Raw genomic sequence first — 23,703 nt, forward strand, 5'->3', positions numbered from 1 at the left:
TTCTATATAAGAGTAAAGATATGTCAAAAGAATTTAGCCGCACGCAGCGCGTTGCACAGCAGCTGCAAAAAGAACTAGCGATGATCCTTCAACGTGAAGTTCGTGACTCTCGCCTTGGCATGGTGACGATCTCAGACGTAGAAGTTTCTCGTGACCTTGCTTACGCAAAAGTATTTGTAACCTTCCTATGTGTGGGTGAGCAAACACCAGAATCATGTCTAGCTGCACTACGCGAGCACGAAGTGCACATTCGCATGATGTTAGGTAAGCGCATTCGCCTACGTCTAACGCCAGAAATCCGCTTCCATTATGACAATACGCTTGTTGAAGGTATGCGTATGTCTAACCTAGTGTCTGAAGTGGTAAGCTCAGACAAGAAAAAGCAAAAAGACTCTGGTCGTGAGGACGAAGAATAATGGCTCGTCGTCGTAAAGGTCGTCCAATTAATGGCGTTATACTGTTGGACAAACCAACAGGCATCTCTTCCAATGATGCACTGCAAAAAGTAAAGCGAATCTACTTTGCTGAGAAAGCAGGCCACACTGGTGCCTTGGACCCATTAGCGACAGGCATGCTGCCAATTTGCTTGGGTGAAGCGACGAAGTTTTCTCAGTTTCTTCTAGATTCTGATAAACGCTACCGTGTGATCGCAAAGCTTGGTGAACGTACCAACACGTCTGACTCGGATGGTGAAGTCGTAGAGACACGTCCAATCGATGTTACGTTAGACAAGCTAGAAGCGTGCATTGAGAAGTTCCGTGGCGAATCTGATCAAGTACCTTCCATGTTTTCAGCGTTGAAATATCAAGGGAAACCCTTGTATGAATACGCTCGAAAAGGCATCGAAGTTCCGCGTGAATCTCGTAAGATCACGGTATATGAGATTGTTCTTCACCGTTTTGAAGGCGATGAAGTCGAGATGGAAGTTCATTGCTCAAAAGGCACCTACATTCGTACCATCGTGGATGACCTAGGCGAAATGTTAGGTTGTGGTGCGCACGTAACTATGCTTCGACGCACTGGTGTTGCGAAATACCCTTACGAGAAGATGGTGACACTTGAGCAACTGAATGAGTTACTAGAGCAAGCACACCGTGAAGAACGCGCTCCTCGAGAACTACTGGACCCATTGCTGTTACCAATGGATACAGCGGTAGAAGACTTACCAGAAGTCAACTTAGTGCCTGAACTGGCGGATATGGTTCAGCATGGGCAACCTGTTCAAGTATTTGGTGCGCCTACCGAAGGCTCACTTCGCCTTACCATGGGTGAAGAGCGTTTGTTTATTGGCGTTGGCGAAATGAACGAAGATGGCAAAATCGCTCCTAAGCGATTGGTTGTGTTCCGAGATGACGTCGCATCCAAGTAAATGATTGAAAATACCGACCTGAGTGTCGGTATTTTTATATTGCACGAGATAGGAAATTTCCCTATAATCCGCGCTTCGCGTAGCGGCTGAATCAGAGATTGGCTGCTACAACTTTAAACCTACTCTTATTAGGAGAGAATTATGTCTCTGAATGCAGAAACTAAAGCAGCAATCGTTGCAGAATACGCACAAGGCGAAGGCGACACTGGTTCACCAGAAGTTCAAGTAGCTCTACTTACAGCTTCTATCAACCACCTACAAGGTCACTTCAAAGCGCACAAAGGCGATCACCACAGCCGTCGTGGTCTTCTACGCATGGTTTCTCGTCGTCGTAAGCTTCTAGATTACCTAAAAGGTAAAAACCTAGCTCGCTACCAAGACCTAATCAAACGTCTAGGCCTACGTCGCTAATCAGCGACTGCATAGCAGTTTGTCTAAAAAGGGGCTTTATGCCCCTTTTTTGTTGCCTAAATTTAGCCAAATTAGACTTATGCCGTTATAATACTGGCGGCTAAACCTCGTAAGAGGTTTTCTCAAAAGCTCATAGCATTACAGTCAACCACGTCGACCAAAAGGTCGCGACTATTCAAAAGGAATTTCCGAGTTTCTTTTTACTAGTCGCGATTCGTAATGTCTTGAGTGTCAATTAACACATCTAAGATTTCTTTAAGCACTAAAGGAAGATTAGAAACAAGGAATAACAATGTTCGAAAAACCAGTTGTTAAAACGTTCCAGTACGGTAACCACACAGTTACTTTAGAAACTGGCGTTATTGCACGTCAAGCTACAGCAGCAGTTATGGTCACAATGGATGATACGTCTGTATTCGTATCTGTTGTAGGTAAAAAAGAAGCCGTTGCAGGTCAAGACTTCTTCCCACTAACGGTTAACTACCAAGAGCGTACTTACGCTGCGGGTAAAATCCCAGGCGGTTTCTTCAAGCGTGAAGGTCGTCCTTCTGAAGGCGAAACGCTAACAGCTCGTCTAATCGACCGTCCAATCCGTCCGCTATTCCCAGACGCGTTTAAAAACGAAGTTCAGGTTATCGCGACAGTAATGTCTGTAAACCCAGATGTTCAGCCAGATATCGTTACAATGATCGGTACTTCTGCTGCTCTTGCTATCTCTGGCATTCCATTCAACGGCCCTATCGGTGCGGCGCGTGTTGGTCATATCGATGGTCAGCTTGTACTTAACCCTAGCCAAACTGAACTAGAAACTTCTAAGCTTGATCTTGTTGTTGCTGGTACAGAATCAGCCGTACTGATGGTTGAATCAGAAGCGGACAACCTAACTGAAGAAGAAATGCTAGCAGCGGTTGTTTACGGTCATGATCAACAACAAGTTGCTATCAAAGCTATCAACGAATTCAAAGCAGAAGTGGCAACTCCTGCTTGGGATTGGGTAGCTCCTGAAGAAAACACAGCGCTTAAAGATAAGATTGCTGAGCTAGCAGAAGCGAAGCTTGTTGAGGCTTACAAAATCACTGAGAAGATGGCTCGTTACGACCGTATCAATGAGATCGCTGCGGAAGTAAATGAAGTTCTTCTTGCTGAAGATCCTGAAGCGGATACAAAAGAAATCCACACTATCTTCCATGATCTAGAGAAAACAGTTGTACGTCGTAGCATTATCGCGGGTAACCCTCGTATTGATGGCCGTGAAAAAGACATGGTTCGTGCACTAGATGTACGCACTGGTGTTCTTCCTCGCACACACGGTAGCGCACTATTCACTCGTGGTGAAACTCAGGCTATCGTGACGGCAACTCTAGGTACTCAGCGTGATGCTCAAATCATTGATGAGCTAACAGGCGAGCGTAAAGATCACTTCCTACTACACTACAACTTCCCTCCATACTGTGTAGGTGAGACTGGTTTTGTAGGTTCTCCTAAGCGTCGTGAAATCGGCCATGGTAAACTGGCTAAACGTGGTATCGCAGCAGTAATGCCATCAGTAGATGAGTTCCCATACACAGTACGTGTTGTATCGGAAATCACTGAATCTAACGGTTCTTCTTCAATGGCTTCTGTATGTGGTACTTCTCTTGCTCTTATGGATGCAGGTGTGCCAATCAAGTCTTCTGTTGCGGGTATCGCAATGGGTCTTGTTAAAGAAGGCGACGACTTCGTTGTTCTTTCTGACATCCTTGGTGACGAAGACCACCTAGGTGACATGGACTTTAAAGTAGCGGGTACTAACACTGGTATCACAGCACTTCAAATGGACATCAAGATCGAAGGTATCACTAAAGAGATCATGCAAATTGCGCTTAACCAAGCTCAAGGTGCACGTAAGCACATCCTATCTGTAATGGATGAAGCTATCTCTGGTGCTCGTGAAGACATCTCTGAATTTGCTCCTCGTATTCACACAATGAAGATCAGCGCAGAGAAGATCAAAGACGTTATCGGTAAAGGTGGTGCAGTTATCCGTGCTCTAACTGAAGAGACTGGTACAACTATCGAAATCGAAGACGACGGTACTATCAAGATTGCTGCAACTGAAGGCACTGCTGCGAAAGAAGCTATCCGCCGTATCGAAGAGATCACTGCTGAAGTTGAAGTTGGCCGTATCTACACGGGTAAAGTTGCACGTCTAGCTGACTTCGGTGCATTCGTAACGGTTCTTCCAGGCAAAGATGGTCTTGTACACATTTCTCAAATCGCAGAAAAACGCGTTGAGAAAGTGTCTGACTACCTAGCTGAAGGCCAAGAAGTTCAAGTTAAAGTTCTTGAAATCGACCGCCAAGGCCGTGTACGTCTAAGCATGAAAGAAGCGGTAGAAAAGCCAGCTGAAGAAGCTGCTGCTGAAGCACCAGCTGCGAAAGACGAGTAAGACAAAATGAGACTTTCAGCCTTTTATTAGATTAAGGGCCTGAAAGCATGTTATAAAAGGGGAGCATTTTCGCTCCCCTTTTTTTGGTTTATTTCGACGCATTAACCTCAAACGAGGTTATCGCCTATATTGCATTAAGAGAAATAAATTTTGAGCGGTCCAAACAGGAGTATCAATTAGTGAAATGGTTTCAAACCGCAAGTTTATGTGTTGCTATCGCGCTGACCGGTTGTGCAAATACTTCTCAGCAATCAGCACAAAAGTGGCTATATCCACCGATGGCGGTGCCACTTCAGCCTAGCGTTCAACAAGAAGTACAAATCGCGCGTTTATCGCAGTTGCTACAACGTCCTGATCTTAGTGATGAAGTACGCGCTAAAATGCATTATGAGCGCGGTAGCTACTACGATAGCGTTGGTTTGCGTGATCTTGCCCGTTTGGACTTTAACCAGTCTTTGCAGTTGAATCCTGCTCAACCGGATATCTTCAATCTTTTGGGGGTGTATTTCACCCAAGTAGGGGAGTTTGACGCGGCTTATGAAGCGTTTGACTCGACCATAGAGTTGGCTCCGGATAATACCTATGCTGAACGCAACCGTGCGATTGCACTGTATTATGGTGGCCGAATCGATCTCGCTTTAGAAGATATGACCAAGCACTATCAAGAAATGCCAACGGATCCTTTTCGTTCATTATGGCTGTACATCATCGAAGCTGAGCAAAATCCAGAGCAAGCAAAAGCCAATCTTCAACAGCGTTATTTACGAGATCGTAGTGAAGAGTGGGGATGGGTTCTTGTTGCCATCATGCTGCGAGACGTCTCGGACGAAGACGCTCTTAAAGCAATTATGGATGGAACGAGAGAGAACTATCGCCTAGCTGAACGATTGACGGAAACGTATTTCTACCTTGGAAAGCGTAATCAGCTTGAAGGTGACATCGCAAGTGCCATCTCACTTTATAAGCTCGCGATTTCGTTCAACGTTTATGATTATGTTGAGCACCGGTATTCCTTCTTAGAACTGGCACAAATCTACGATCAATTACAGCAAGACAGATTGGCCAAGCTAAAGGCCGCTAAGAAGCAGGAAATTGAATGATTTAGAGCCGCTCGATGAGAGCGGCTTTTTTATGATTGAACTTGATGAGTGACTCATTTAAAATAGTTAGCCTTGCTAACTAAGTAGTGGTGGATTTTGTGGCACTAGAAGAAAGCTTGATTGATTTAGAGCGTTTTTGCGCCAAAGCTTGGCGTGTTTATGCCAAAGAAGATCCGTTATCACATCTAAGCTTTAATGAGTTCGACTATTTACGTGTGATTCAGGTTTACCCTGAGGGTGTACGAATAACCGATCTTGCAGAAGAGTTGCAAGTGACTAAGCCTTCCGCATCGACAATGGTTGTTCGTTTGGAAAAAAAGGGTTTAGTGAAACGCATCGCATGTAATGAGGATGCCCGTGCTAAGCGTGTATTGCTGACAGAAGAAGTCGCAGAAAAAATGTCTTTGGAGCAGGTGGTTTACAAAGATATCTCTGAACAAATGATGCAACAATTAAATCAGCAAGAAGCTGAGCAGTTACAAGCTTTACTGAATAAAGCATTGAGCAATAAGTCATTTTAAATTAAACCAAAGGCCTCCGCTGTACGCATTAGCCTTTGGTGTTTCATTTTTCTTTTATTTAATTTAACTATTTAGTTAGTCTTGCTAATTAAATGGTTAGCTTTGCTAACTACTGGTGGCAGTCATGCAAAACTCAATTTATAGACAGTTTTGGAAATATACGATTCCAACCGTCGCAGCAATGCTCGTGAACGGTTTATATCAAATAGTTGATGGCATTTTTATTGGCCGTTATGTTGGTGCTGACGGATTAGCAGGGATCAATGTTGCGTGGCCGATCATCGGTTCCATCCTTGGTATAGGGATGATGATTGGCGTGGGGACTGGTGCGCTAACGTCGATTAAGCAAGGAGAAAACGATCATGAAGGCGCGAAGCGTATTTTAACAACCGGATTGGGGTTGTTAACGATATTGATGCCGGTCGTTGCTACCATATTGTTCTATTTTGCCGATGAATTTATTCGCTGGCAGGGGGCGGAAGGGCGAGTGTTTGAACTCGCGCTGCAATATCTGCATATTCTGATTGTCGCGTGCGTATTTACGCTAGGCTCTATCGCGGTTCCATTTCTTTTACGCAATGACGACAGCCCGAACTTAGCAACGATGCTGATGGTCATCGGTGCTGTCATTAATATTGTATTAGACTACGTATTTATTGCTTGGTTGGGGTGGGAGTTAACCGGAGCGGCCATTGCTACAGCGCTGGCACAATTGGTGGTAACCGTGCTTGGTATTGGTTACTTCTTTACTTCAAAAGCGACCTTACGCCTTCGAATCAGTGACTTTAAGGTTCAAGTTGATGTTGCACCAAAGATTATAATGATCGGTACATCTAGCTTCTTTATGTACGCGTACGGCTCTGTGATGGTGGCAATGCACAACGCATTATTTGCTCAGTACGGAAGTGCAATGTTGATCGGAGCGTACGCCATTTTGGGGTACATCGTGACGGTTTACTATCTAATTGCAGAGGGAATCGCGAACGGTATGCAACCTCTAGTGAGTTTCAATCACGGGGCGCGCAACCAGGCGAACGTCAGAAAATTACTGCAAGTCGCAATGGGGACATCTGTGCTTGGTGGTGTAGCGTTTGTTGGTTTGATGAACCTTTTCCCGTACGAGTTGGTCTCGGTGTTTAACAATGCTGATCAACAGTTGATTGATAGCACGGTGATCGGGATTCGTTTACACATGTTTGCGTTGTTCCTAGATGGCTTTTTAGTCGTGGCGGCTGCGTACTACCAATCGGTAAACAAAGGCAGCAAAGCCATGTTTGTGACATTAGGCAACATGTTGGTTCAACTGCCGTTTTTATTCGTTATGCCGAAACTGTTTGGCGTGACAGGTATTTGGCTGGCTTTCCCATTGTCCAATATTGCGCTGAGTTTAGTCGTGGTCAGTATGTTGTGGCGGGACGTGAAAAAGCTGCTAAACGAAACTTCGGCTGAGCCAACAGTGCAAGCCTGTTAACAATGGCTGATAGAGAAAAGCGAGGTTGGGCCTCGCTTTTCTTTTTTGGAGAGCTAAATGTTTTTTACTTCTAAGCCAGCTAGCTGATGCCAATAGCCATTGCATTGGCGGCTTTCGAGTTTTTCAGGGTTGTCGCCATGCTCGTTTGAGCGAAAATGCTCTAACTCAGAAAGTGTACTCACACCGAGAGGGCTTAAGCGGACCACATCAACCAGCCCTTGCATGCTTGGTAAGTCATTGATCAGGTTATAACAATACCCTGATTGTGTTTGAATACCGTTAAGGTTAAAGACTTCTTGCCCTTCTTGGCTACTGACCTGGATTCCTGTTGGGTATTTGATACAGCAGGTTTCGCAATCGTCTTTCGCTCGGTTTTCAGCTCGGGCTGTGAAACAGCGAGCGGAATACGCTAAAGGTAAATAACCGTGGCTAAATACCTCAACTTCAAACTTGTTACGAATACCAAGCTCGTCACACTGAACTAAAGTATCGTTTAACCATTCGCGAGAGAGCTCGACAGGCATACACCAGCGAACCATACCTTGCTTCAAAAATAAGTTGAGCGTGTGTGCGTTATAAGTATTGATTGCAGGACCAACGACGAAAGGCACTTTATGCTCTGATGCTAATTGAACCGCCGATACGTCATTAGCCTCAATGGCGAAGTCACCGTTATTGATGTACTTCTTCATGATGTTTACTTCACTCGGTGCTTCCAGTAGCGCCATCGTAGAGATAACGACTTGCTTGCCAGAAGCAGATAAGTCTTTAGCGATTTCCAACCAGTGGGCTGATTTCATTTCTCTGCGTTTAGAGCAAACCGATTCACCCAGGTAAATAATGTCTGCAGAGCTTTGTTTTGCTTGTTGGTAGAAGGCTTCTACATCTTGTTTTGGCCAAAAATAGAGTAGTGGGCCAAGTGCGTATTTCATTGAGTTATCCATCTTAACCTCTACTGCCATTTACGGTGGTAAGCACCTAGGGTGGTTTGCGTTCCTTCCGACACATTTGCGAGCGTCGCATCCCATGCGGCTTCAACTTGGTAAGCTTCCGGGTTGGCTTGGTAGCGATCAATCGCGGCTCGCCATGTTCGAGTGACTTGCTCTACGTATGCTGGGCTGCGTTGGCGCCCTTCAATTTTTACAGACGCGACATTAGCGGCAAACAGTTCTGGCAGCATCGAAAGGGTGTTCAAACTGGTTGGCTCTTCCAGAGCATGATAGCGTTTTTTCTCACCATCAATTTCTGTTTCAAAACGACCTTTACAGAGTGTAGGGTAGCCCGCGTTTTCTCCTGCGCAGTAGCGGTCAATTAGGATGTTGTTCAGACGAGACTCAAGGCCTTGATCAGTTTCTTGCCAACGAACGTATTTGGCAGGAGAACAGGCACCCACAGTGTTTGGGGACTCACCCGTCATGTATGATGACAAATAACAACGGCCTTCGGACATAATACAAAGGCTACCAAAAGCAAAGACTTCTAGCTCGACATCGCTAGTGATGTTGCGCGAAAGCTGCTTCACCTGATGAATCGATAAGACGCGAGGCAGCACCACACGTTTTACGTTGAAGTTCTGTTTATAAAAATCAATGGCTGCGATGTTGGTCGCTGATGCTTGCACTGAAAGATGTAGTTCCAGATCGGGATATTTGCGAGCTGCATACTCCAGAACTGCAATGTCTGCAACAATCAGCGCGTCCACACCCAATGCCGCTGCATTGTCTACCGCGTTCGTCCAGCGCTCAAAGCCATTGGGATGAGCGAAGGTATTCAACGCGACATGAATTTTTTTGTCGCGGTCGTGAACGTATTGCACCGCTTTTTCTAACTTTTTGCCGTTAAAGTTGAGGCCAGCAAAGTGACGGGCGTTGGTATCATCTTTGAAGCCAATGTAGACGGCATCGGCACCGCAATCAATCGCAGTTTTTAACGCAGGCAGGTTACCCGCGGGACACAAGAGTTCCATATGCTCACAATCATTGAGAATAAAAAGGTGTCCGCATTTTATGAAGAATTATGAATAGCGAAATTGACCTAAGTTAGGTTTAGCTCAATAAAGTCGATATTTACCCCTTGAGAGTAAGGGTATCGAGTCGGGGTTAGTTCTTGTGACGACGATTCTGTACAAACAGCTCTTCAATTTCATGTTTTGGCTGTGGGCGATAAAAATGGAATCCTTGAATCGCATTACATTGAAGGTTAGAGAGCAAAGTAGCTTGCTGGTGGGTTTCCACCCCCTCGGCAACGACCGTCAAGTCGAGTGACTTACCCAGATTAATGATGTTTTCAATCACAGTGACCTGTTTGGGTAGCGTGTCGATATCGTTAATAAACGCGCGGTCGATTTTCAGCTCGTCGATAGGGAAGCGCGCTAAGTAGGAAAGGGAAGAGTAACCAGTACCAAAGTCATCGATAGAGAGGGCGAAGCCCAGTTTCTTAATCGCATTCAGCATTTGCAGTGTATGTTCGCTATCACTCATCACGGCACTTTCGGTTAGCTCGAAGGTAATGCAGCTTGGATCAAGCTCGGTAGTGCGAAGCAACTTTTCCATAAAGTCGATCAGCTGTGGGTTACCAAATTGCTCGGGAGAGAGGTTGATAGCGACACGACCTGGCAGTATGCCTTGTTGTTTCCAACGTTTTACCGTATTGAAAACATCACGCATCACGACGCGTCCAAGATGTTCGATTAACCCTGCACGCTCGGCGACAGGAATGAATGAACCTGGGCTAATGTAACCTTCGACAGGGTGTTTCCAACGAACGAGCGCTTCGGCACCATTAATGCTGAAGTCACGCGCGTTAACCTTTGGTTGATACCACACCTCCAAACCGTTCTGCTGCAATGCTTTTTGCAGTTCGATTTCAAGCCACAAACGCATGCGCGCTTCTTTGTTCATCTGGTCGTTAAATTTGATCAGGCGATTTCGGCCACGATCTTTGGCTTCATACATCGCAGTATCAGCATTTTGTAGCAGGATTCGCGCATCTTGCCCGTCTTCAGGGTAACGAACGCTACCAATTGAGCACGCAAGGCGTTTACTGAAGTGGTGCAAGTCGAAAGGCTGGTTGATCAACGAGATAATGCGATCTGACAAAATTTCAGCCATGCGGGTATTTTCTGGTTCTGGCAGAATGACGCCAAACTCATCGCCACCCAAATGACCAATAATCGCTTGATTTGGCAATAATCGTTTAAGACGGGCCGATACCTCTTGAATCACTTTATCGCCAATGTGGTGACCAAGTGAGTCATTAATATTTTTGAAGTTATCGATATCCAAATAGAACACCAGAAGCGGTGTTTGCTTTTTGATCAGCTGTTCCAAACGTTTGGTGAAGCCAAAGCGGTTGTAGAGTTTGGTGAGCGAATCAATGTGTATGTCTTCATTCGATGCAGAAGACAAATTCTTGGGTGTATCGTCAGCGTCTTGGATCAAGATGATTTGAGACTCGCTGCCTAATATCGCCGTAGAATCTGCGTGTAACTGAACTTTTCGTTCAAAGCCACATCTCGCGCTGGTTAAGCAAACAAACGGCTTGTCAGAAATTAATGCACTCAAACGATGACTAAACACTTTCTTGCTGTTTTCATCGATGAATAGACGGCTGAGCTCCTCGCCTAGCAACTCATGGGGAGAGTTCAGTCCCAGAAGGCGTGCTGATGCAGGGTTGGCAGAGATGATAATGTCATCTTCGATAAGCAGCAGACCGTCAGGCAGTAGTTGTGTCAATTTCGCAAATTTACTTTCGGACTCCTCTAAGGAGCGTACGAGGATCTGCTTTTCTGAAGTATCCACAGCGTGAAAAACGACAAAGCGAATTTCGTTACCTTCAAAAACCGGTGACAGACTAAAGTGCAGGCTGGTTTCAAGGTCGGTTTCATCGAGGGTGATTTCGGCTTCGACATGCGTTCCTTTGAATGCACGCTGATAGTAAGGGGCCAGCTTTTTATAAAACTGCTCACCCAGTACCTGGCAATCGTTTAAGCCGATGATTTCCTCATGACTTAAACCTGCGATATCGCAGTAACGGTCACTTACCATTCGATAATTGTGTTTTTTATCAAGAATGGCAAAGAAGAAAGGGCTATTTGAGGTTAGCGTGGCAAACCAATGTTTTAATTGCTGGGAAGGCATTAGGGTATTACCGATCTCCAATGAGCCAGATTATTCGTCCGTGTATAAAAAGCGACACCCTGATAAGCCTGCGGCGGTCTACTATCAAGTCCAGTATCGCTTGCCATTAAAGGGCTCGCGGTTTTAACTTTACAGTCGACAATCACATGGATACGCTCAGATAACTATAACTTTGAAAATACGGTTGTAAAAGTGTTTATCCACCTGTTCGCATCAATAATACACGTAACTTCAAAAAAAGAAGCGTTAGTGAACAATAATCCACCAATCTAAAATAAGCACTTTATTGATACATAACAGTAATCTCATTGCCACGATTGCTTAATATAGGCAACCTAATGACAAAGTAACGGATAATGAACGTGTTAAACAAGATTCGCAGTCAACTAGTAAAGAACGCAGCTAACATTTTGCGTTCTCCAGTCCAGTTATTACCACAGCCAATTCAGCAAAAAGCATTGCTGGAGGGGCTAAAAATGGTGTTTAAAGAAGCCTTGGAAGATGGTGACTTTGAGTTCCTTGAAGACAAGTGGTTAAAAGTTGCGATTAAAGACTTGAACTTAGCATGGTACATCAGCTATCAAGACGAAAAATTAGTGGTAGCTGAAAAACCAGTTCAGGAAGATGTGAGTTTTAGTGGTAATCTAAACGACCTAGTACTGATTGCTGGTCGTAAAGAAGACCCTGACACACTGTTCTTCCAACGTCGCCTTTCAATTGAAGGCGATACTGAGCTTGGCTTAGAAGTGAAAAACTTAATGGACAGTGTCGACTTAGAGCAGTTACCGAAAGCAATGCAAGTCGCTTTGAATCAATTGGCTGATTTTGTTCAGAAAGGGGTTCAAGCGCCAGCACAACCAACCGGAGTAGCGAATGCTTATTCGAACTGAAGCCCCTGCGGACATTCTTACCATTGACCGCTTATTGAAACACGCCTTCCCGACGGAAGCTGAAGCTAAGCTTGTGATGCGTTTGCGCGAAAACAGCAAATTCACACTTTCCTTAGTCGCGTGTACAGATGAGGGAGAGGTGATAGGCCATGCTTTATTTAGCCCAGTGACCTTAAATGGTGAAGATTTGTCGTGGCAAGGGCTGGCGCCATTGGCTGTTCATGAAGATTACCGTCGCCAAGGCATCGCTGCAGAGTTGATCAAAGAAGGTTTTGATTCACTGCGTGATTTTGGCTATCCAGTGTGTGTGGTGTTGGGCGATCCTGATTATTACGCGCGCCAGGGCTTTCAATCATGCGACGAGATGGGATTCGAATGCGCTTGGGATGTTCCTAAAGGTGCATTTCGTATCGCAGAGTTGGTTGAAGGTCAATGTGCCGGACGCTCCGGACGCATAGATTACGCGCCAGAGTTCTCTGAACTGTAAATGAAAGAAGCCCACTAACTCAGTGGGCTTCTTTCTTAGTTCATTGAAAACTGAGATAGGGAGATTAGGATGACTGGTCACTTTTCTTCTTACCCCAAACCTCTATTTTTGCTTTCTTACTTAGCCCTAAAACATTAAGTTTTCTGCTGCCCCAACTGCTGTAAGTCATTTCAATCTGTTTTAGCTTCGCTTCTTTTGAGCCGGGAAGGCTCCATGCACGAGTCGATAATCCACTTGTTAGCACACCCATAGAGGTTAGCTTTTTCTCACTACCGTCCGTCATCACGACTTTTAAGTCGTTAATGTCTACCGTGCCCTGCACACATTTCAGTTTAATTTTACTGAAGCTGCGATTTCGGAATAGACTATTTGGTGTCACGGTATCCGTTTCTGTTTGGAATTTGACGGTTTTCGTTGCAATCAGCTCCCACTCATCGCTGCTATTAGCAAAAACACTCATGCTGGTGGTGGCTACCAGTGCGCAAAGCAGCAGTGTAGGTAAGAATTTCATAATGTACCTCATATGTTATACCTACGGTGTGGCCATTGTCATAGGCAGAACAGTTCAATCATTCCAATGTATTGAGGTGTTCCTTGAAGTCCTTTAGGTATAATCACGATTATTTGTTAGGATTGCCCTCGTTCAAATAGGTGACGGAAAATGTCAATTAACGAGAAACAGTATTTACACGAAATGGGCATCAGCACATGGGAGCTGGTACACCCAGATAGATTGGCAGGTTACCAATCGCCAAAAATCGATTTGCAAAGTTCTTGCAAACTCCTGTTGATCTCTCCGGTATGTCCAGAGAATGAGACGGCGGTTTTGTTTGAAAACATCCTAAAGAGTATGAAGTTAACGCTTGACCAAGCGTTACATATTGAGCCAGAGCGATTTCCATTACTTGGCCAGCACGAGCTTGAGTGGGTTTGGTTTGCAGGGTGTGAAGCCGAAGTATTGCCTGACACTAAACCGCTGACATCGCCATTGTTGCAAGATGTGGATGGGAATACCCAACAAAAACGTGCACTTTGGCAACAGATTTGTTCTTACAACAATTCGAGCAAATAAGCATTAATTCCCGTTTTACTGCAATTGGTATTGCACATGAACCCCTAGGTAAATAATGACAACTAAAATCTTACCAATGTGCGCTGAGCACTTAGATCAAGTTTGGCAAATTGAGCAGCAAGCACACTCGCATCCGTGGGCAGAGTCTTTGGTACGTGATTTATCCAGCCGTGGAGCATGTCATCATGTGATGTTCGATGGCGAGATGGTGATTGGCTACTTCTATGCGCAGAATATTGTCGGTGAAGTTACGTTGCTGAATATTGCTATCGCGCCGCATCTTCAGGGTAAAGGCTATGGTCAAAAACTGTTGGATGCGTTCTTAGAGCATTGTGAGCAATCAAAAGCGGAGAGTGCTTGGCTTGAGGTGCGAGAGAGTAATAAGCCTGCTATTTATATTTATGAACAAGCTGGATTCAATGAAGTTGATCGACGTCATAACTATTACCCTGCGAAAACTGGCACGGGAAAAGAAGATGCGATCATCATGAGTTATCTCTTCTTTCACTAACGTTAACGCATCCCATAAGGGAAGTCGCCCCTAAAGCGATCAGTTGCCCCTGAGGCAATAATAAGCGAGAATACCGCGCAATATTGAATCTAAAAAGCGTGTTTGCTTTTCGAGCAAGCATTCAGACATCAAAGAAGACCAGTTTCATGTCAAATACACCTTTTCTAAGCGAAGTGTCTAAACGTAGAACGTTCGCTATTATTTCTCACCCGGATGCGGGTAAAACCACCATTACTGAAAAAGTCCTTTTATTCGGAAACGCGATTCAAAAAGCAGGTACGGTTAAAGGTCGTGGTAATGCACAGCACGCAAAATCAGACTGGATGGAAATGGAAAAGGAACGTGGTATCTCGGTAACCACGTCGGTGATGCAGTTCCCTTACAATGATTGCCTGGTAAACCTACTTGATACTCCTGGACACGAAGACTTCTCGGAAGATACATATCGTACTCTAACGGCAGTCGACTCGTGTTTGATGGTTATCGATGCTGCGAAAGGTGTCGAGGATCGTACTCGTAAGTTGATGGAAGTAACCCGTCTACGTGATACGCCAATCGTGACCTTTATGAACAAACTTGACCGTGACGTTCGTGATCCAATGGAAGTATTGGACGAAGTAGAAAACGAATTGGGCATGATGTGTGCGCCTATCACGTGGCCAATCGGCTGTGGTAAAGAGTTTAAAGGTGTGTACCACATTCACCGTGATGAAACGATTTTATACGAATCTGGTCACGGTCATGAGATTCAAGAAGTTCGAATCATCAAAGGTCTAGATAACCCAGAGCTTGATGAAAAAGTCGGTGCAGGCCTTGCGGAAAGTGTTCGAGAAGAGCTTGAGCTTGTTATGGGTGCTTGCCCTGAGTTTGATTTGGAAATGTTCTTAACAGGTGACCTGACGCCAGTTTACTTCGGTACCGCATTAGGTAACTTCGGTGTAGACCACATGCTAGACGGTCTAACAGAGTGGGCACCAGCACCGAAAACGCGTCAAGCGGTTGAGCGTGAAGTTGAAGCGACAGAAGAGAAGTTCTCTGGTTTCGTATTCAAGATCCAAGCAAACATGGACCCGAAACACCGTGACCGTATCGCATTCATGCGTATTGTATCGGGTACTTACACGCAGGGTATGAAGATGAACCACGTTCGTCTTGGCAAGCAGGTAAGTATCTCTGATGCAGTAACCTTTATGGCTGGTGACCGTTCACGTGCAGAACACGCTTACGCGGGTGATATCATTGGTCTGCATAACCACGGTACTATCCAGATTGGTGATACCTTTACTCAAGGTGAGTCACTGAAGTTCTCTGGTATTCCGAACTTTGCCCCGGAACTGTTCCGTCGTATTCGCCTGAAAGATCCATTAAAGCAGAAACAGCTACTAAAAGGCTTGGTGCAACTATCAGAAGAAGGTGCGGTACAGGTATTCCGTCCACTACAAAACAACGATCTGATCGTTGGTGCCGTTGGTGTACTTCAGTTCGATGTTGTTGTGGCTCGTTTGAAGTCTGAATATAACGTTGAAGCGATTTATGAAGGCATTAACGTTGCAACTGCGCGTTGGGTTGAGTGTGATGATGCGAAGAAACTGGATGAGTTCCAACGTAAGAACCAAGCAAACTTAGCATTGGATGGTGGTGATAACCTAACGTATATTGCACCAACAATGGTTAACTTAAACTTGGCGAAAGAGCGTTTCCCTGATATTGATTTCCGTGCGACGCGTGAGCACTAATCAAAAAGCGGTTTGGGTAAGCTTTAACGCAAACTAGATTTTAAAACGCCCTTGGCTATAAACTTAGCCAAGGGCGTTTTTTATAAGGATGAGGTATGAACTGGTTTAAACGAGGATTGAAGCGTTACGACGACTGGTGCAAGGAGATGGGGTTAACCCCTGATCAAAAACGCAGCTGCGTTCCGTATCGAAAAGATCCTGCCCATCAAAATGAAGAGACCAGTGAAGCTCTGCTATTTTCTGATTCTCAGTTTGTCGGTACAGATAAAAAGTCTCAAGATGAAGCTCTTTGATACCCATTGTCACTTTGACTTTGATGTATTCCAAGGTGACTTTGCACATCAACTTCAGCTAGCTCAAACGCAAGGTGTGACAAGAATTCTGATTCCTTCAGTGGGACCTCAAAACTGGGCTCGTATTCAAACCTTGGCAGATCAACATGCCAATTTGTATTACGCCCTTGGGTTTCATCCGTATTTTCTTGAAGATAACGTCGAGCAGCACGTTGCTGAATTGGAACATTATCTAAAACAAAATGTTCCCCAGTGCGTGGCAATAGGAGAGTGTGGGCTAGATTTTGCCATTGATGTTGACCCACAGTTGCAAGAAAAGACACTTGAAGTTCAATTTGAACTGGCTAGACGCTTCGAACTCCCAGTTATTTTACATAGCCGAAAAGCGCACAATCGCCTTATTCAAATGGTTAAAGCGGCGAAGCTCCCTCGGGGAGGTGTGCTACATGCTTTCTCTGGGAGTTATCAGCAAGCAATGGAGTGGGTCAAATTAGGTTTTTTTATCGGTGTAGGAGGAACCATCACCTACCCAAGAGCGAAAAAAACGCGCGACGCAATTCAAAAATTACCACTCAAACATCTCGTGATCGAAACAGATGCACCGGATATGCCTATACTTGGATATCAAGGGGAGTCGAATCACCCAGCCAAACTCATTCACGTCTTTAATGAGCTCGTAGAGTTGCATAACGGCTCAAAGCAATCGATTGCCTCTCAGTTATGGAAAAATAGCAATTTTGCTTTCTTGATATGTGAATAAAATCTAAAGATGTGGTTTGAAATAGAAAACGTTTTCCTGCTTATTGTGAATTAACTCACAAAGCTGGCTGAATCAATCATGAATCTTATAGGAAAGTGTGAGGCTGGCATTACTTTAATTGATTCTGCATGAGTATAATTGCTCCCGCTTTATAGCTCCATTTTGTAACACGCCAATAAATAACTTATAAGGAAGTCATAAACTATGAGCCTGTTTATGAGCCTAATCGGTATGGTAGTGCTTCTTGCGATTGCAGTGGCATTTTCTAATAACCGAAAAGCTATCAATCTAAGAACTGTGGGTGGCGCATTCGCTATCCAATTCGCATTAGGTGCATTTGTTCTGTATGTACCTTGGGGCCGTGATCTACTAAACGGTTTCTCTTCAGGTGTTTCTAACGTTATCAACTACGGTAACGATGGTTCATCATTCCTGTTCGGTGGTCTTGTTTCTGACAAGATGTTCGAAGTATTCGGCGGCGGCGGTTTCATCTTCGCATTCCGTGTTCTTCCTACACTGATCTTCTTCTCTGCACTGATTTCAGTTCTTTACTACATTGGCGTTATGCAATGGGTTATCAAGATTCTTGGTGGCGCACTACAAAAAGCGCTGGGCACTTCACGTGCGGAATCAATGTCAGCAGCAGCAAACATTTTCGTAGGTCAAACAGAAGCACCTCTAGTTGTTCGTCCATTCGTTCCAAAAATGACTCAATCAGAGCTATTCGCGGTAATGTGTGGTGGTCTAGCTTCTGTTGCTGGTGGTGTACTAGCGGGCTACGCTTCAATGGGTGTTCCACTAGAGTACCTAGTAGCAGCATCATTCATGGCGGCACCAGGTGGTCTACTATTCGCTAAAATCCTTCACCCAGAGACTGACCAGCCTCACGAAAGTATCGAAGAAGCGATGGACGGCGGCGACGACAAACCAGTAAACGTAATCGACGCAGCAGCGGGCGGTGCGGCTTCTGGTCTACAACTTGCGCTTAACGTAGGTGCAATGCTAATCGCATTCGTTGGTCTAATCGCGCTGATCAACGGTATGCTAGGTGGCATCGGTGGTTGGTTCGGCATGCCAGAACTAACGCTAGAGCTAATCCTAGGTTACGCATTCTCTCCACTAGCATTCCTAATCGGTGTTCCATGGGCTGAAGCAGTAACTGCTGGTTCATTCATCGGTCAGAAAATCGTAGTGAACGAATTCGTTGCTTACTTGAACTTCACACCATACCTAGGTGAAAACGCTCAAGTAATCGCGGCAACTGGTGAAGTAATGTCTGAGAAGACAACAGCTATCATCTCATTCGCACTATGTGGTTTCGCGAACCTTTCTTCTATCGCGATTCTACTTGGTGGTCTAGGTAGCCTTGCACCAAACCGTCGTAGTGACATCGCTCGCATGGGTGTTAAAGCTGTTCTTGCAGGTACGTTGTCTAACCTTATGGCAGCGACAATTGCAGGCTTCTGCTTAAGCCTTGCAGCACTATAATTAGAATCGGTTCTTAATATATAGACGCCGTTTTACATCATGCCCTGTAGCAAGAGATTGCTGCGGGGCATTTTTCGTTTTTCGGGCTCTAAAATTTCACCGGGTGCCGGACTCAGTCTATGAGTTACGCAGCCGATGGAATAGGGGCTAGGAAATTTTGAGATACAAACCGTTTGCGCTCTATTTGGTGCTACAGTTTTGCGGTGAAACTCTATAATGTATTAATCACAGGATAGTGGTTAAGGTTGATACTTAATCACGTAATGAATATTACATAATCGATGGGCAAATGACTTGCCCAGCAATATCAGATCTAATAGGCGTTTTGCTGTGTGATGTGATATTAAAGACACCGCAATCATAGATTGTTGTGCCATAGGCCAAACTGGTACTGTGCGGTGACAAGGATAGCAATTGGCATATGAAATTTTCGCTGTATATGCCGAGTCTTCAGGGAACCAAGTCCGTTCATTAATAGACTGTTTAGCCATTTACTCACATTGTCTCGACTTGTTGATTATAGTTAGAGACGTGATGTAAGGCTGAGTAGTGAATTTTTTGAATATTGATCGGAGATAGAAATGAGCGATTTAAAAGCAGCAGCGCTACGTGCACTTAAACTTATGGACCTAACTACGTTGAATGACGATGACACTGATGCAAAAGTGATTTCATTATGTCATGACGCGAAAACAGCAGTAGGCAACACAGCTGCAATTTGTATTTACCCTCGCTTTATTCCTATTGCTAAGAAGACACTTCGTGAGCAAGGTACGCCAGAGGTTCGCATTGCAACAGTAACGAACTTCCCACACGGTAACGACGACATCGAAATCGCTGTTGCTGAAACAAAAGCGGCGGTTGCTTACGGTGCAGACGAAGTTGACGTTGTTTTCCCATACCGCGCTCTAATGGCGGGTGATGAGAAAGTAGGCTTCGAACTAGTTAAGCAATGTAAAGAGGCTTGTGGTGATATTCTTCTTAAAGTCATCATCGAAACGGGTGAACTAAAAGAAGAAGCACTAATCAAGAAAGCATCTCAAATCTGTATTGAAGCAGGTGCTGACTTCATTAAAACTTCAACTGGTAAAGTGCCAGTAAACGCAACACCAGAATACGCACGCATGATGCTTGAAGTGATTCGCGACATGGGTGTTGCAGAAACTGTTGGTTTCAAACCAGCAGGTGGTGTGCGCACTGCTGAAGACGCAGCTGCATACCTAGCAATGGCTGACGAAATCCTAGGTGACAACTGGGTTGATGCTCGTCACTACCGTTTCGGTGCGTCTAGCCTGCTAACTAACCTACTAAATACATTAGAAGTGACAGACGAAACTGCTGATCCAGCAGCGTACTAATCCCAATAATATGTCTGAACGGTAGCACCTAAACGGGTGCTACCAAACCTCTTCTATCCTACTTAACCATGGCTCACTGAGAGCATGGGAGGCACTAATGTATTTACCACAAGAAATCATTCGTAAAAAACGTGACGGTGAAGTACTTACCGCAGACGAAATCAACTTCTTTATTCAAGGCGTAGCAAATAACACCGTATCTGAAGGTCAGATCGCGGCGTTTGCTATGACGATTTTCTTCAATGAAATGACCATGGATGAGCGCATCGCCCTAACGTGTGCAATGCGTGATTCGGGCATGGTTATCGACTGGAGCCACATGAACTTTGGTGGCCCAATTGTCGACAAACACTCTACCGGCGGTGTGGGTGACGTAACGTCTTTGATGCTTGGCCCTATGGTGGCAGCATGCGGCGGTTTCGTACCAATGATCTCTGGCCGTGGTCTTGGCCACACAGGCGGTACGCTAGATAAGCTTGAGTCTATTCCAGGCTACAACATCACACCAAGCAACGATGTGTTTGGGCAAGTAACTAAAGATGCAGGTGTGGCGATCATCGGTCAAACTGGTGACCTTGCTCCAGCGGATAAGCGTGTTTACGCGACTCGTGATATTACCGCAACCGTAGACAACATTTCTCTGATCACGGCTTCCATTCTTTCTAAGAAATTGGCGGCGGGTCTGGAGTCGCTAGTGATGGACGTTAAAGTCGGCTCTGGTGCATTCATGCCAACTTACGAAGCGTCTGAAGAGCTAGCAAAATCAATCGTTGCAGTAGCAAACGGTGCGGGTACTAAGACCACTGCAATCCTGACAGACATGAACCAAGTATTGGCCTCTTCGGCAGGTAATGCGGTGGAAGTTCGTGAAGCAGTTCGTTTCCTAACGGGTGAATACCGTAACCCACGCCTACTTGAAGTCACCATGGCTTCTTGTGCAGAAATGCTGGTACTTGGCAAACTGGCTGAGAACACAGAAGACGCACGTGCGAAATTGATGGAAGCACTAGACAACGGCAAAGCAGCAGCATGCTTCGGTAAGATGGTTGCGGGTCTTGGCGGCCCAGCAGACTTCGTAGAAAACTACGATAACTACCTAGAAAAAGCGGAAGTCATCAAGCCTGTTTACGCGACTGAAACGGGCATTGTTTCAGCAATGGACACGCGTGCGATTGGCATGGCTGTCGTTGCTATGGGTGGTGGTCGCCGTGTTGCTACTGATGAAATCGACTATGCCGTAGGTTTCGACGAGTTCATCCGCTTGGGTGAAGTTGCAGATAGCGATAAACCTCTTGCCGTTATCCACGCTCGCAGTGAAGAGCAGTGGGAAGAAGCGGCAAAAGCACTGCGCAGTGCAATCAAAGTAGGTGGTGAGTACACACCAACTCCAGAGGTTTACCGCCAAATTCGTGCAGAAGATATTTAATAGAACAAGTAATTACACAAGGCCTACTCAACCATAATAAAAAGCCGAGTGGGCCTAAGGAACGAGCAATGAAAAGAGCATTTATTTTAGTACTAGACTCATTCGGTATTGGTGCAACCGCTGACGCTGAGAAATTTGGTGATGTAGGTTCAGACACACTAGGCCACATCGCAGAACAATGCGAAAAAGGCTTAGCAGATAACGACCAACGTCAAGGCGCACTACGCCTTCCAAACCTATCTAAGTTAGGTTTGGCAATGGCACATAAAGAGTCAACAGGTCGCTTCGCACCTTGCCTAGACGCAGATGCCGAAATCATTGGTGCGTACGGTCACGCCGCAGAGCTTTCTTCTGGTAAAGATACGCCGTCTGGTCACTGGGAAATCGCAGGTGTTCCTGTTCTGTTTGACTGGGGTTACTTCACAGACAAATCAAACAGCTTCCCTAAAGAGCTGACGGATCGCATTCTTGAGCGCGCGGGTCTTGACGGTTTCCTAGGTAACTGCCACGCATCTGGTACTCAAGTTCTTGATGACTTGGGTGAAGAGCATATGAAGACTGGGCAGCCAATCTTCTACACCTCTGCGGACTCTGTATTCCAAATCGCCTGTCACGAAGAGACATTCGGCCTGGATCGTCTACTAGAGCTTTGCCAAATTGCGCGTGAAGAACTAGAAGATTACAACATCGGCCGTGTAATCGCGCGCCCATTCATTGGCCCGGGTAAAGGTCAATTTGAGCGTACGGGTAACCGTCGTGACCTATCTGTAGAGCCACCATCAGCGACTATCTTACAAAAGTTAGTTGATGAGAAGGGCGGTCAGGTTCATTCCATCGGTAAGATTTCAGATATTTATGCAGGTTGTGGGATCACTAAGAAAACCAAAGCAACAGGCATTCCAGCACTATTTGAAGCAACGAAAGAAGCGATCAAAGAAGCGGGTGATAACACCATCGTATTCACTAACTTCGTTGACTTCGATTCAGCTTACGGCCACCGCCGTGATGTAGCGGGTTACGCTGCGGCGCTTGAGTACTTTGATGGTCGCATCAATGAAGTGCTTGAACTGATGGGTGAAGATGACGTGCTTATCCTAACAGCAGACCACGGCTGTGACCCAACATGGCCAGGTACTGACCATACTCGTGAGCACATCCCAGTATTGGTTTACGGTCAAAAAGTGCCAGCAGGCTCTCTTGGCCGCCGCGAAACATTCGCAGACATTGGCCAAACATTGGCGAGCTACTTCGGTACTTCTCCAATGGATTACGGTAAGAATTTCCTATAATTAGGATATTGAAAACTAGGAGCTGAATGCTCCTAGTTTTATGTTTGCAGTATGCAAGTACTGCTTGTCGGAAATGAGAATACTCTGGCTTATATCGCCTTAAGCGCGGAGCGCTAGAGAAAGGTTAAGGAAAAGAAAATGGCAACTCCACATATCAATGCTGAAATGGGTGCATTCGCAGACGTCGTACTGATGCCGGGTGACCCGCTACGTGCAAAATACATCGCAGAAACCTTCCTTGAAGACGTTGTGCAAGTGTGTGATGTGCGTAATATGTTCGGTTACACAGGCACATACAAAGGTCGTAAGATCTCGGTTATGGGCCACGGTATGGGTATCCCATCATGCTCGATTTACGCAACGGAGCTAATTAAAGACTTCGGCGTGAAGAAAATTATCCGTGTTGGTAGCTGTGGCGCAGTAAACGAAGACATCAAAGTGCGTGATGTTGTGATCGGCATGGGCGCGTGTACGGATTCTAAAGTGAACCGTATCCGTTTTAAAGGTCATGACTTTGCAGCAATCGCAGACTACAAAATGGTTCGCGCGGCAGAAGACGCAGCAAAAGCACGTGGCATTGATGTGAAAGTCGGTAACCTATTTTCAGCGGAGCTTTTCTACACGCCAGATCCAGAAATGTTCGACGTAATGGACAAGTACGGCATTGTTGGTGTTGAAATGGAAGCGGCGGGTATTTACGGCGTAGCGGCAGAATACGGTGCAAAAGCTCTGACAATCTGTACGGTTTCAGATCACATCAAAACGGGTGAGCAAACAACTTCTGATGAGCGTCAAACAACATTCAACGACATGATGCTAATCGCACTAGATTCAGTATTGCTAGGCGACGAAGAATAAGCGACAAAGAGTCATCTTAGTTTCTTGACATTAAGAACTAAAAGAACAGCCCGCACAATGCGGGCTGTTTTTGTATTAGATGTTGATTACCGACTG

General features: G+C 45.4%; 23 protein-coding genes. 19 read left to right on the forward strand and 4 right to left on the reverse strand.

The window, feature by feature from the left end; translation table 11 throughout:
• Positions 1 to 20: 20 nt before the first annotated feature.
• The 7 genes from rbfA (at position 21) to VEA_RS05375 (ending at position 7,300) form a co-directional block, all read left to right on the forward strand.
• The gene (gene rbfA / locus VEA_RS05345; RefSeq protein ID WP_005394657.1) at positions 21 to 416 is read left to right on the forward strand and encodes a 30S ribosome-binding factor RbfA; all 396 of its coding nucleotides are present in this window, start codon (positions 21 to 23) and stop codon (positions 414 to 416) included.
• Positions 416 to 1,369, forward strand: a complete 954-nt coding sequence (gene truB / locus VEA_RS05350) for a tRNA pseudouridine(55) synthase TruB (RefSeq protein WP_005394656.1) — start codon at positions 416 to 418, stop codon at positions 1,367 to 1,369. Before rbfA ends, truB begins: the two co-directional genes overlap by 1 nt.
• 141 nt (positions 1,370 to 1,510) lie before the next feature.
• Complete coding sequence (gene rpsO / locus VEA_RS05355) at positions 1,511 to 1,780, forward strand: 30S ribosomal protein S15 (protein WP_005380094.1); 270 nt, start codon at positions 1,511 to 1,513, stop codon at positions 1,778 to 1,780.
• A gap of 292 nt (positions 1,781 to 2,072) precedes the next feature.
• Entirely contained in the window at positions 2,073 to 4,208 is a 2,136-nt protein-coding gene (gene pnp, locus VEA_RS05360) for a polyribonucleotide nucleotidyltransferase (protein ID WP_005394655.1), read from the forward strand.
• Between the two features lie 179 nt (positions 4,209 to 4,387).
• Positions 4,388 to 5,308 carry a lipoprotein NlpI gene (nlpI, locus tag VEA_RS05365; protein WP_012841449.1) on the forward strand — a complete coding sequence of 307 codons (921 nt, stop codon included), beginning with the start codon at positions 4,388 to 4,390 and terminating at the stop codon, positions 5,306 to 5,308.
• A gap of 98 nt (positions 5,309 to 5,406) precedes the next feature.
• On the forward strand, positions 5,407 to 5,829 hold the full coding sequence (locus tag VEA_RS05370; protein ID WP_005394653.1) for a MarR family winged helix-turn-helix transcriptional regulator: 423 nt from the start codon (positions 5,407 to 5,409) through the stop codon (positions 5,827 to 5,829).
• Positions 5,830 to 5,953: 124 nt separating this feature from the next.
• On the forward strand, positions 5,954 to 7,300 hold the full coding sequence (locus VEA_RS05375; protein ID WP_005394652.1) for an MATE family efflux transporter: 1,347 nt from the start codon (positions 5,954 to 5,956) through the stop codon (positions 7,298 to 7,300).
• A 53-nt stretch (positions 7,301 to 7,353) separates the two neighbouring features.
• On the opposite strand, the gene VEA_RS05380 is transcribed toward VEA_RS05375, so the two are convergent.
• The 3 genes from VEA_RS05380 to VEA_RS05390 all read right to left on the reverse strand — a co-directional run bounded on the left by VEA_RS05380 (position 7,354) and on the right by VEA_RS05390 (position 11,439).
• Positions 7,354 to 8,232, reverse strand: a complete 879-nt coding sequence (locus VEA_RS05380) for a U32 family peptidase (protein WP_041853020.1) — start codon at positions 8,230 to 8,232, stop codon at positions 7,354 to 7,356.
• 20 nt (positions 8,233 to 8,252) lie between these two features.
• On the reverse strand, positions 8,253 to 9,266 hold the full coding sequence (ubiU, locus tag VEA_RS05385; RefSeq protein WP_005394650.1) for a ubiquinone anaerobic biosynthesis protein UbiU: 1,014 nt from the start codon (positions 9,264 to 9,266) through the stop codon (positions 8,253 to 8,255).
• 133 nt (positions 9,267 to 9,399) lie between these two features.
• The gene (locus VEA_RS05390) at positions 9,400 to 11,439 is read right to left on the reverse strand and encodes a sensor domain-containing protein (protein WP_005394646.1); all 2,040 of its coding nucleotides are present in this window, start codon (positions 11,437 to 11,439) and stop codon (positions 9,400 to 9,402) included.
• Positions 11,440 to 11,801: 362 nt separating this feature from the next.
• On the opposite strand from VEA_RS05390, the gene ubiT reads away from it, so the two are divergent.
• Together ubiT and VEA_RS05400 are read left to right on the forward strand one after the other, a co-directional pair.
• Entirely contained in the window at positions 11,802 to 12,329 is a 528-nt protein-coding gene (gene ubiT / locus VEA_RS05395) for a ubiquinone anaerobic biosynthesis accessory factor UbiT (RefSeq protein WP_005394645.1), read from the forward strand.
• The gene (locus VEA_RS05400; RefSeq protein ID WP_012841450.1) at positions 12,313 to 12,816 is read left to right on the forward strand and encodes a GNAT family N-acetyltransferase; all 504 of its coding nucleotides are present in this window, start codon (positions 12,313 to 12,315) and stop codon (positions 12,814 to 12,816) included. The genes ubiT and VEA_RS05400 overlap by 17 nt, the downstream gene beginning before the upstream one ends.
• A 64-nt stretch (positions 12,817 to 12,880) precedes the next feature.
• Here the strand turns inward: VEA_RS05400 and VEA_RS05405 are convergent, their stop codons facing one another.
• Positions 12,881 to 13,327: a hypothetical protein gene (locus VEA_RS05405; RefSeq protein WP_012841451.1), complete on the reverse strand. Its 447-nt coding sequence runs from the start codon at positions 13,325 to 13,327 to the stop codon at positions 12,881 to 12,883.
• A 150-nt stretch (positions 13,328 to 13,477) separates the two neighbouring features.
• On the opposite strand from VEA_RS05405, the gene VEA_RS05410 reads away from it, so the two are divergent.
• The 10 genes from VEA_RS05410 (at position 13,478) to deoD (ending at position 23,607) form a co-directional block, all read left to right on the forward strand.
• Positions 13,478 to 13,888 (forward strand): DNA polymerase III subunit psi, encoded by a 411-nt coding sequence (locus VEA_RS05410; RefSeq protein WP_005394642.1) that lies wholly within the window; start codon positions 13,478 to 13,480, stop codon positions 13,886 to 13,888.
• A 55-nt stretch (positions 13,889 to 13,943) separates the two neighbouring features.
• Positions 13,944 to 14,399: a ribosomal protein S18-alanine N-acetyltransferase gene (rimI, locus tag VEA_RS05415; protein ID WP_012841452.1), complete on the forward strand. Its 456-nt coding sequence runs from the start codon at positions 13,944 to 13,946 to the stop codon at positions 14,397 to 14,399.
• 146 nt (positions 14,400 to 14,545) lie between these two features.
• Entirely contained in the window at positions 14,546 to 16,135 is a 1,590-nt protein-coding gene (gene prfC / locus VEA_RS05420; protein WP_012841453.1) for a peptide chain release factor 3, read from the forward strand.
• A 95-nt stretch (positions 16,136 to 16,230) separates the two neighbouring features.
• The gene (locus tag VEA_RS05425) at positions 16,231 to 16,428 is read left to right on the forward strand and encodes a DUF5363 family protein (RefSeq protein ID WP_012841454.1); all 198 of its coding nucleotides are present in this window, start codon (positions 16,231 to 16,233) and stop codon (positions 16,426 to 16,428) included.
• Positions 16,415 to 17,188: a TatD family hydrolase gene (locus VEA_RS05430; protein WP_012841455.1), complete on the forward strand. Its 774-nt coding sequence runs from the start codon at positions 16,415 to 16,417 to the stop codon at positions 17,186 to 17,188. The genes VEA_RS05425 and VEA_RS05430 overlap by 14 nt, the downstream gene beginning before the upstream one ends.
• 204 nt (positions 17,189 to 17,392) lie before the next feature.
• Positions 17,393 to 18,676 carry a NupC/NupG family nucleoside CNT transporter gene (locus VEA_RS05435; RefSeq protein ID WP_006742377.1) on the forward strand — a complete coding sequence of 428 codons (1,284 nt, stop codon included), beginning with the start codon at positions 17,393 to 17,395 and terminating at the stop codon, positions 18,674 to 18,676.
• 581 nt (positions 18,677 to 19,257) lie between these two features.
• Positions 19,258 to 20,034, forward strand: coding sequence for a deoxyribose-phosphate aldolase (deoC, locus tag VEA_RS05440; protein WP_006742378.1), 777 nt, complete (start codon positions 19,258 to 19,260; stop codon positions 20,032 to 20,034).
• Between the two features lie 97 nt (positions 20,035 to 20,131).
• On the forward strand, positions 20,132 to 21,460 hold the full coding sequence (gene deoA / locus VEA_RS05445) for a thymidine phosphorylase (protein WP_006742379.1): 1,329 nt from the start codon (positions 20,132 to 20,134) through the stop codon (positions 21,458 to 21,460).
• 68 nt (positions 21,461 to 21,528) lie between these two features.
• Complete coding sequence (locus VEA_RS05450) at positions 21,529 to 22,749, forward strand: phosphopentomutase (protein WP_006742380.1); 1,221 nt, start codon at positions 21,529 to 21,531, stop codon at positions 22,747 to 22,749.
• A gap of 138 nt (positions 22,750 to 22,887) precedes the next feature.
• Positions 22,888 to 23,607 carry a purine-nucleoside phosphorylase gene (gene deoD / locus VEA_RS05455; protein WP_006742381.1) on the forward strand — a complete coding sequence of 240 codons (720 nt, stop codon included), beginning with the start codon at positions 22,888 to 22,890 and terminating at the stop codon, positions 23,605 to 23,607.
• The last annotated feature ends 96 nt before the right edge of the window (positions 23,608 to 23,703 follow it).

It is taken from the genome of Vibrio antiquarius (assembly GCF_000024825.1).
In the GTDB taxonomy this organism is placed as follows: domain Bacteria; phylum Pseudomonadota; class Gammaproteobacteria; order Enterobacterales; family Vibrionaceae; genus Vibrio; species Vibrio diabolicus.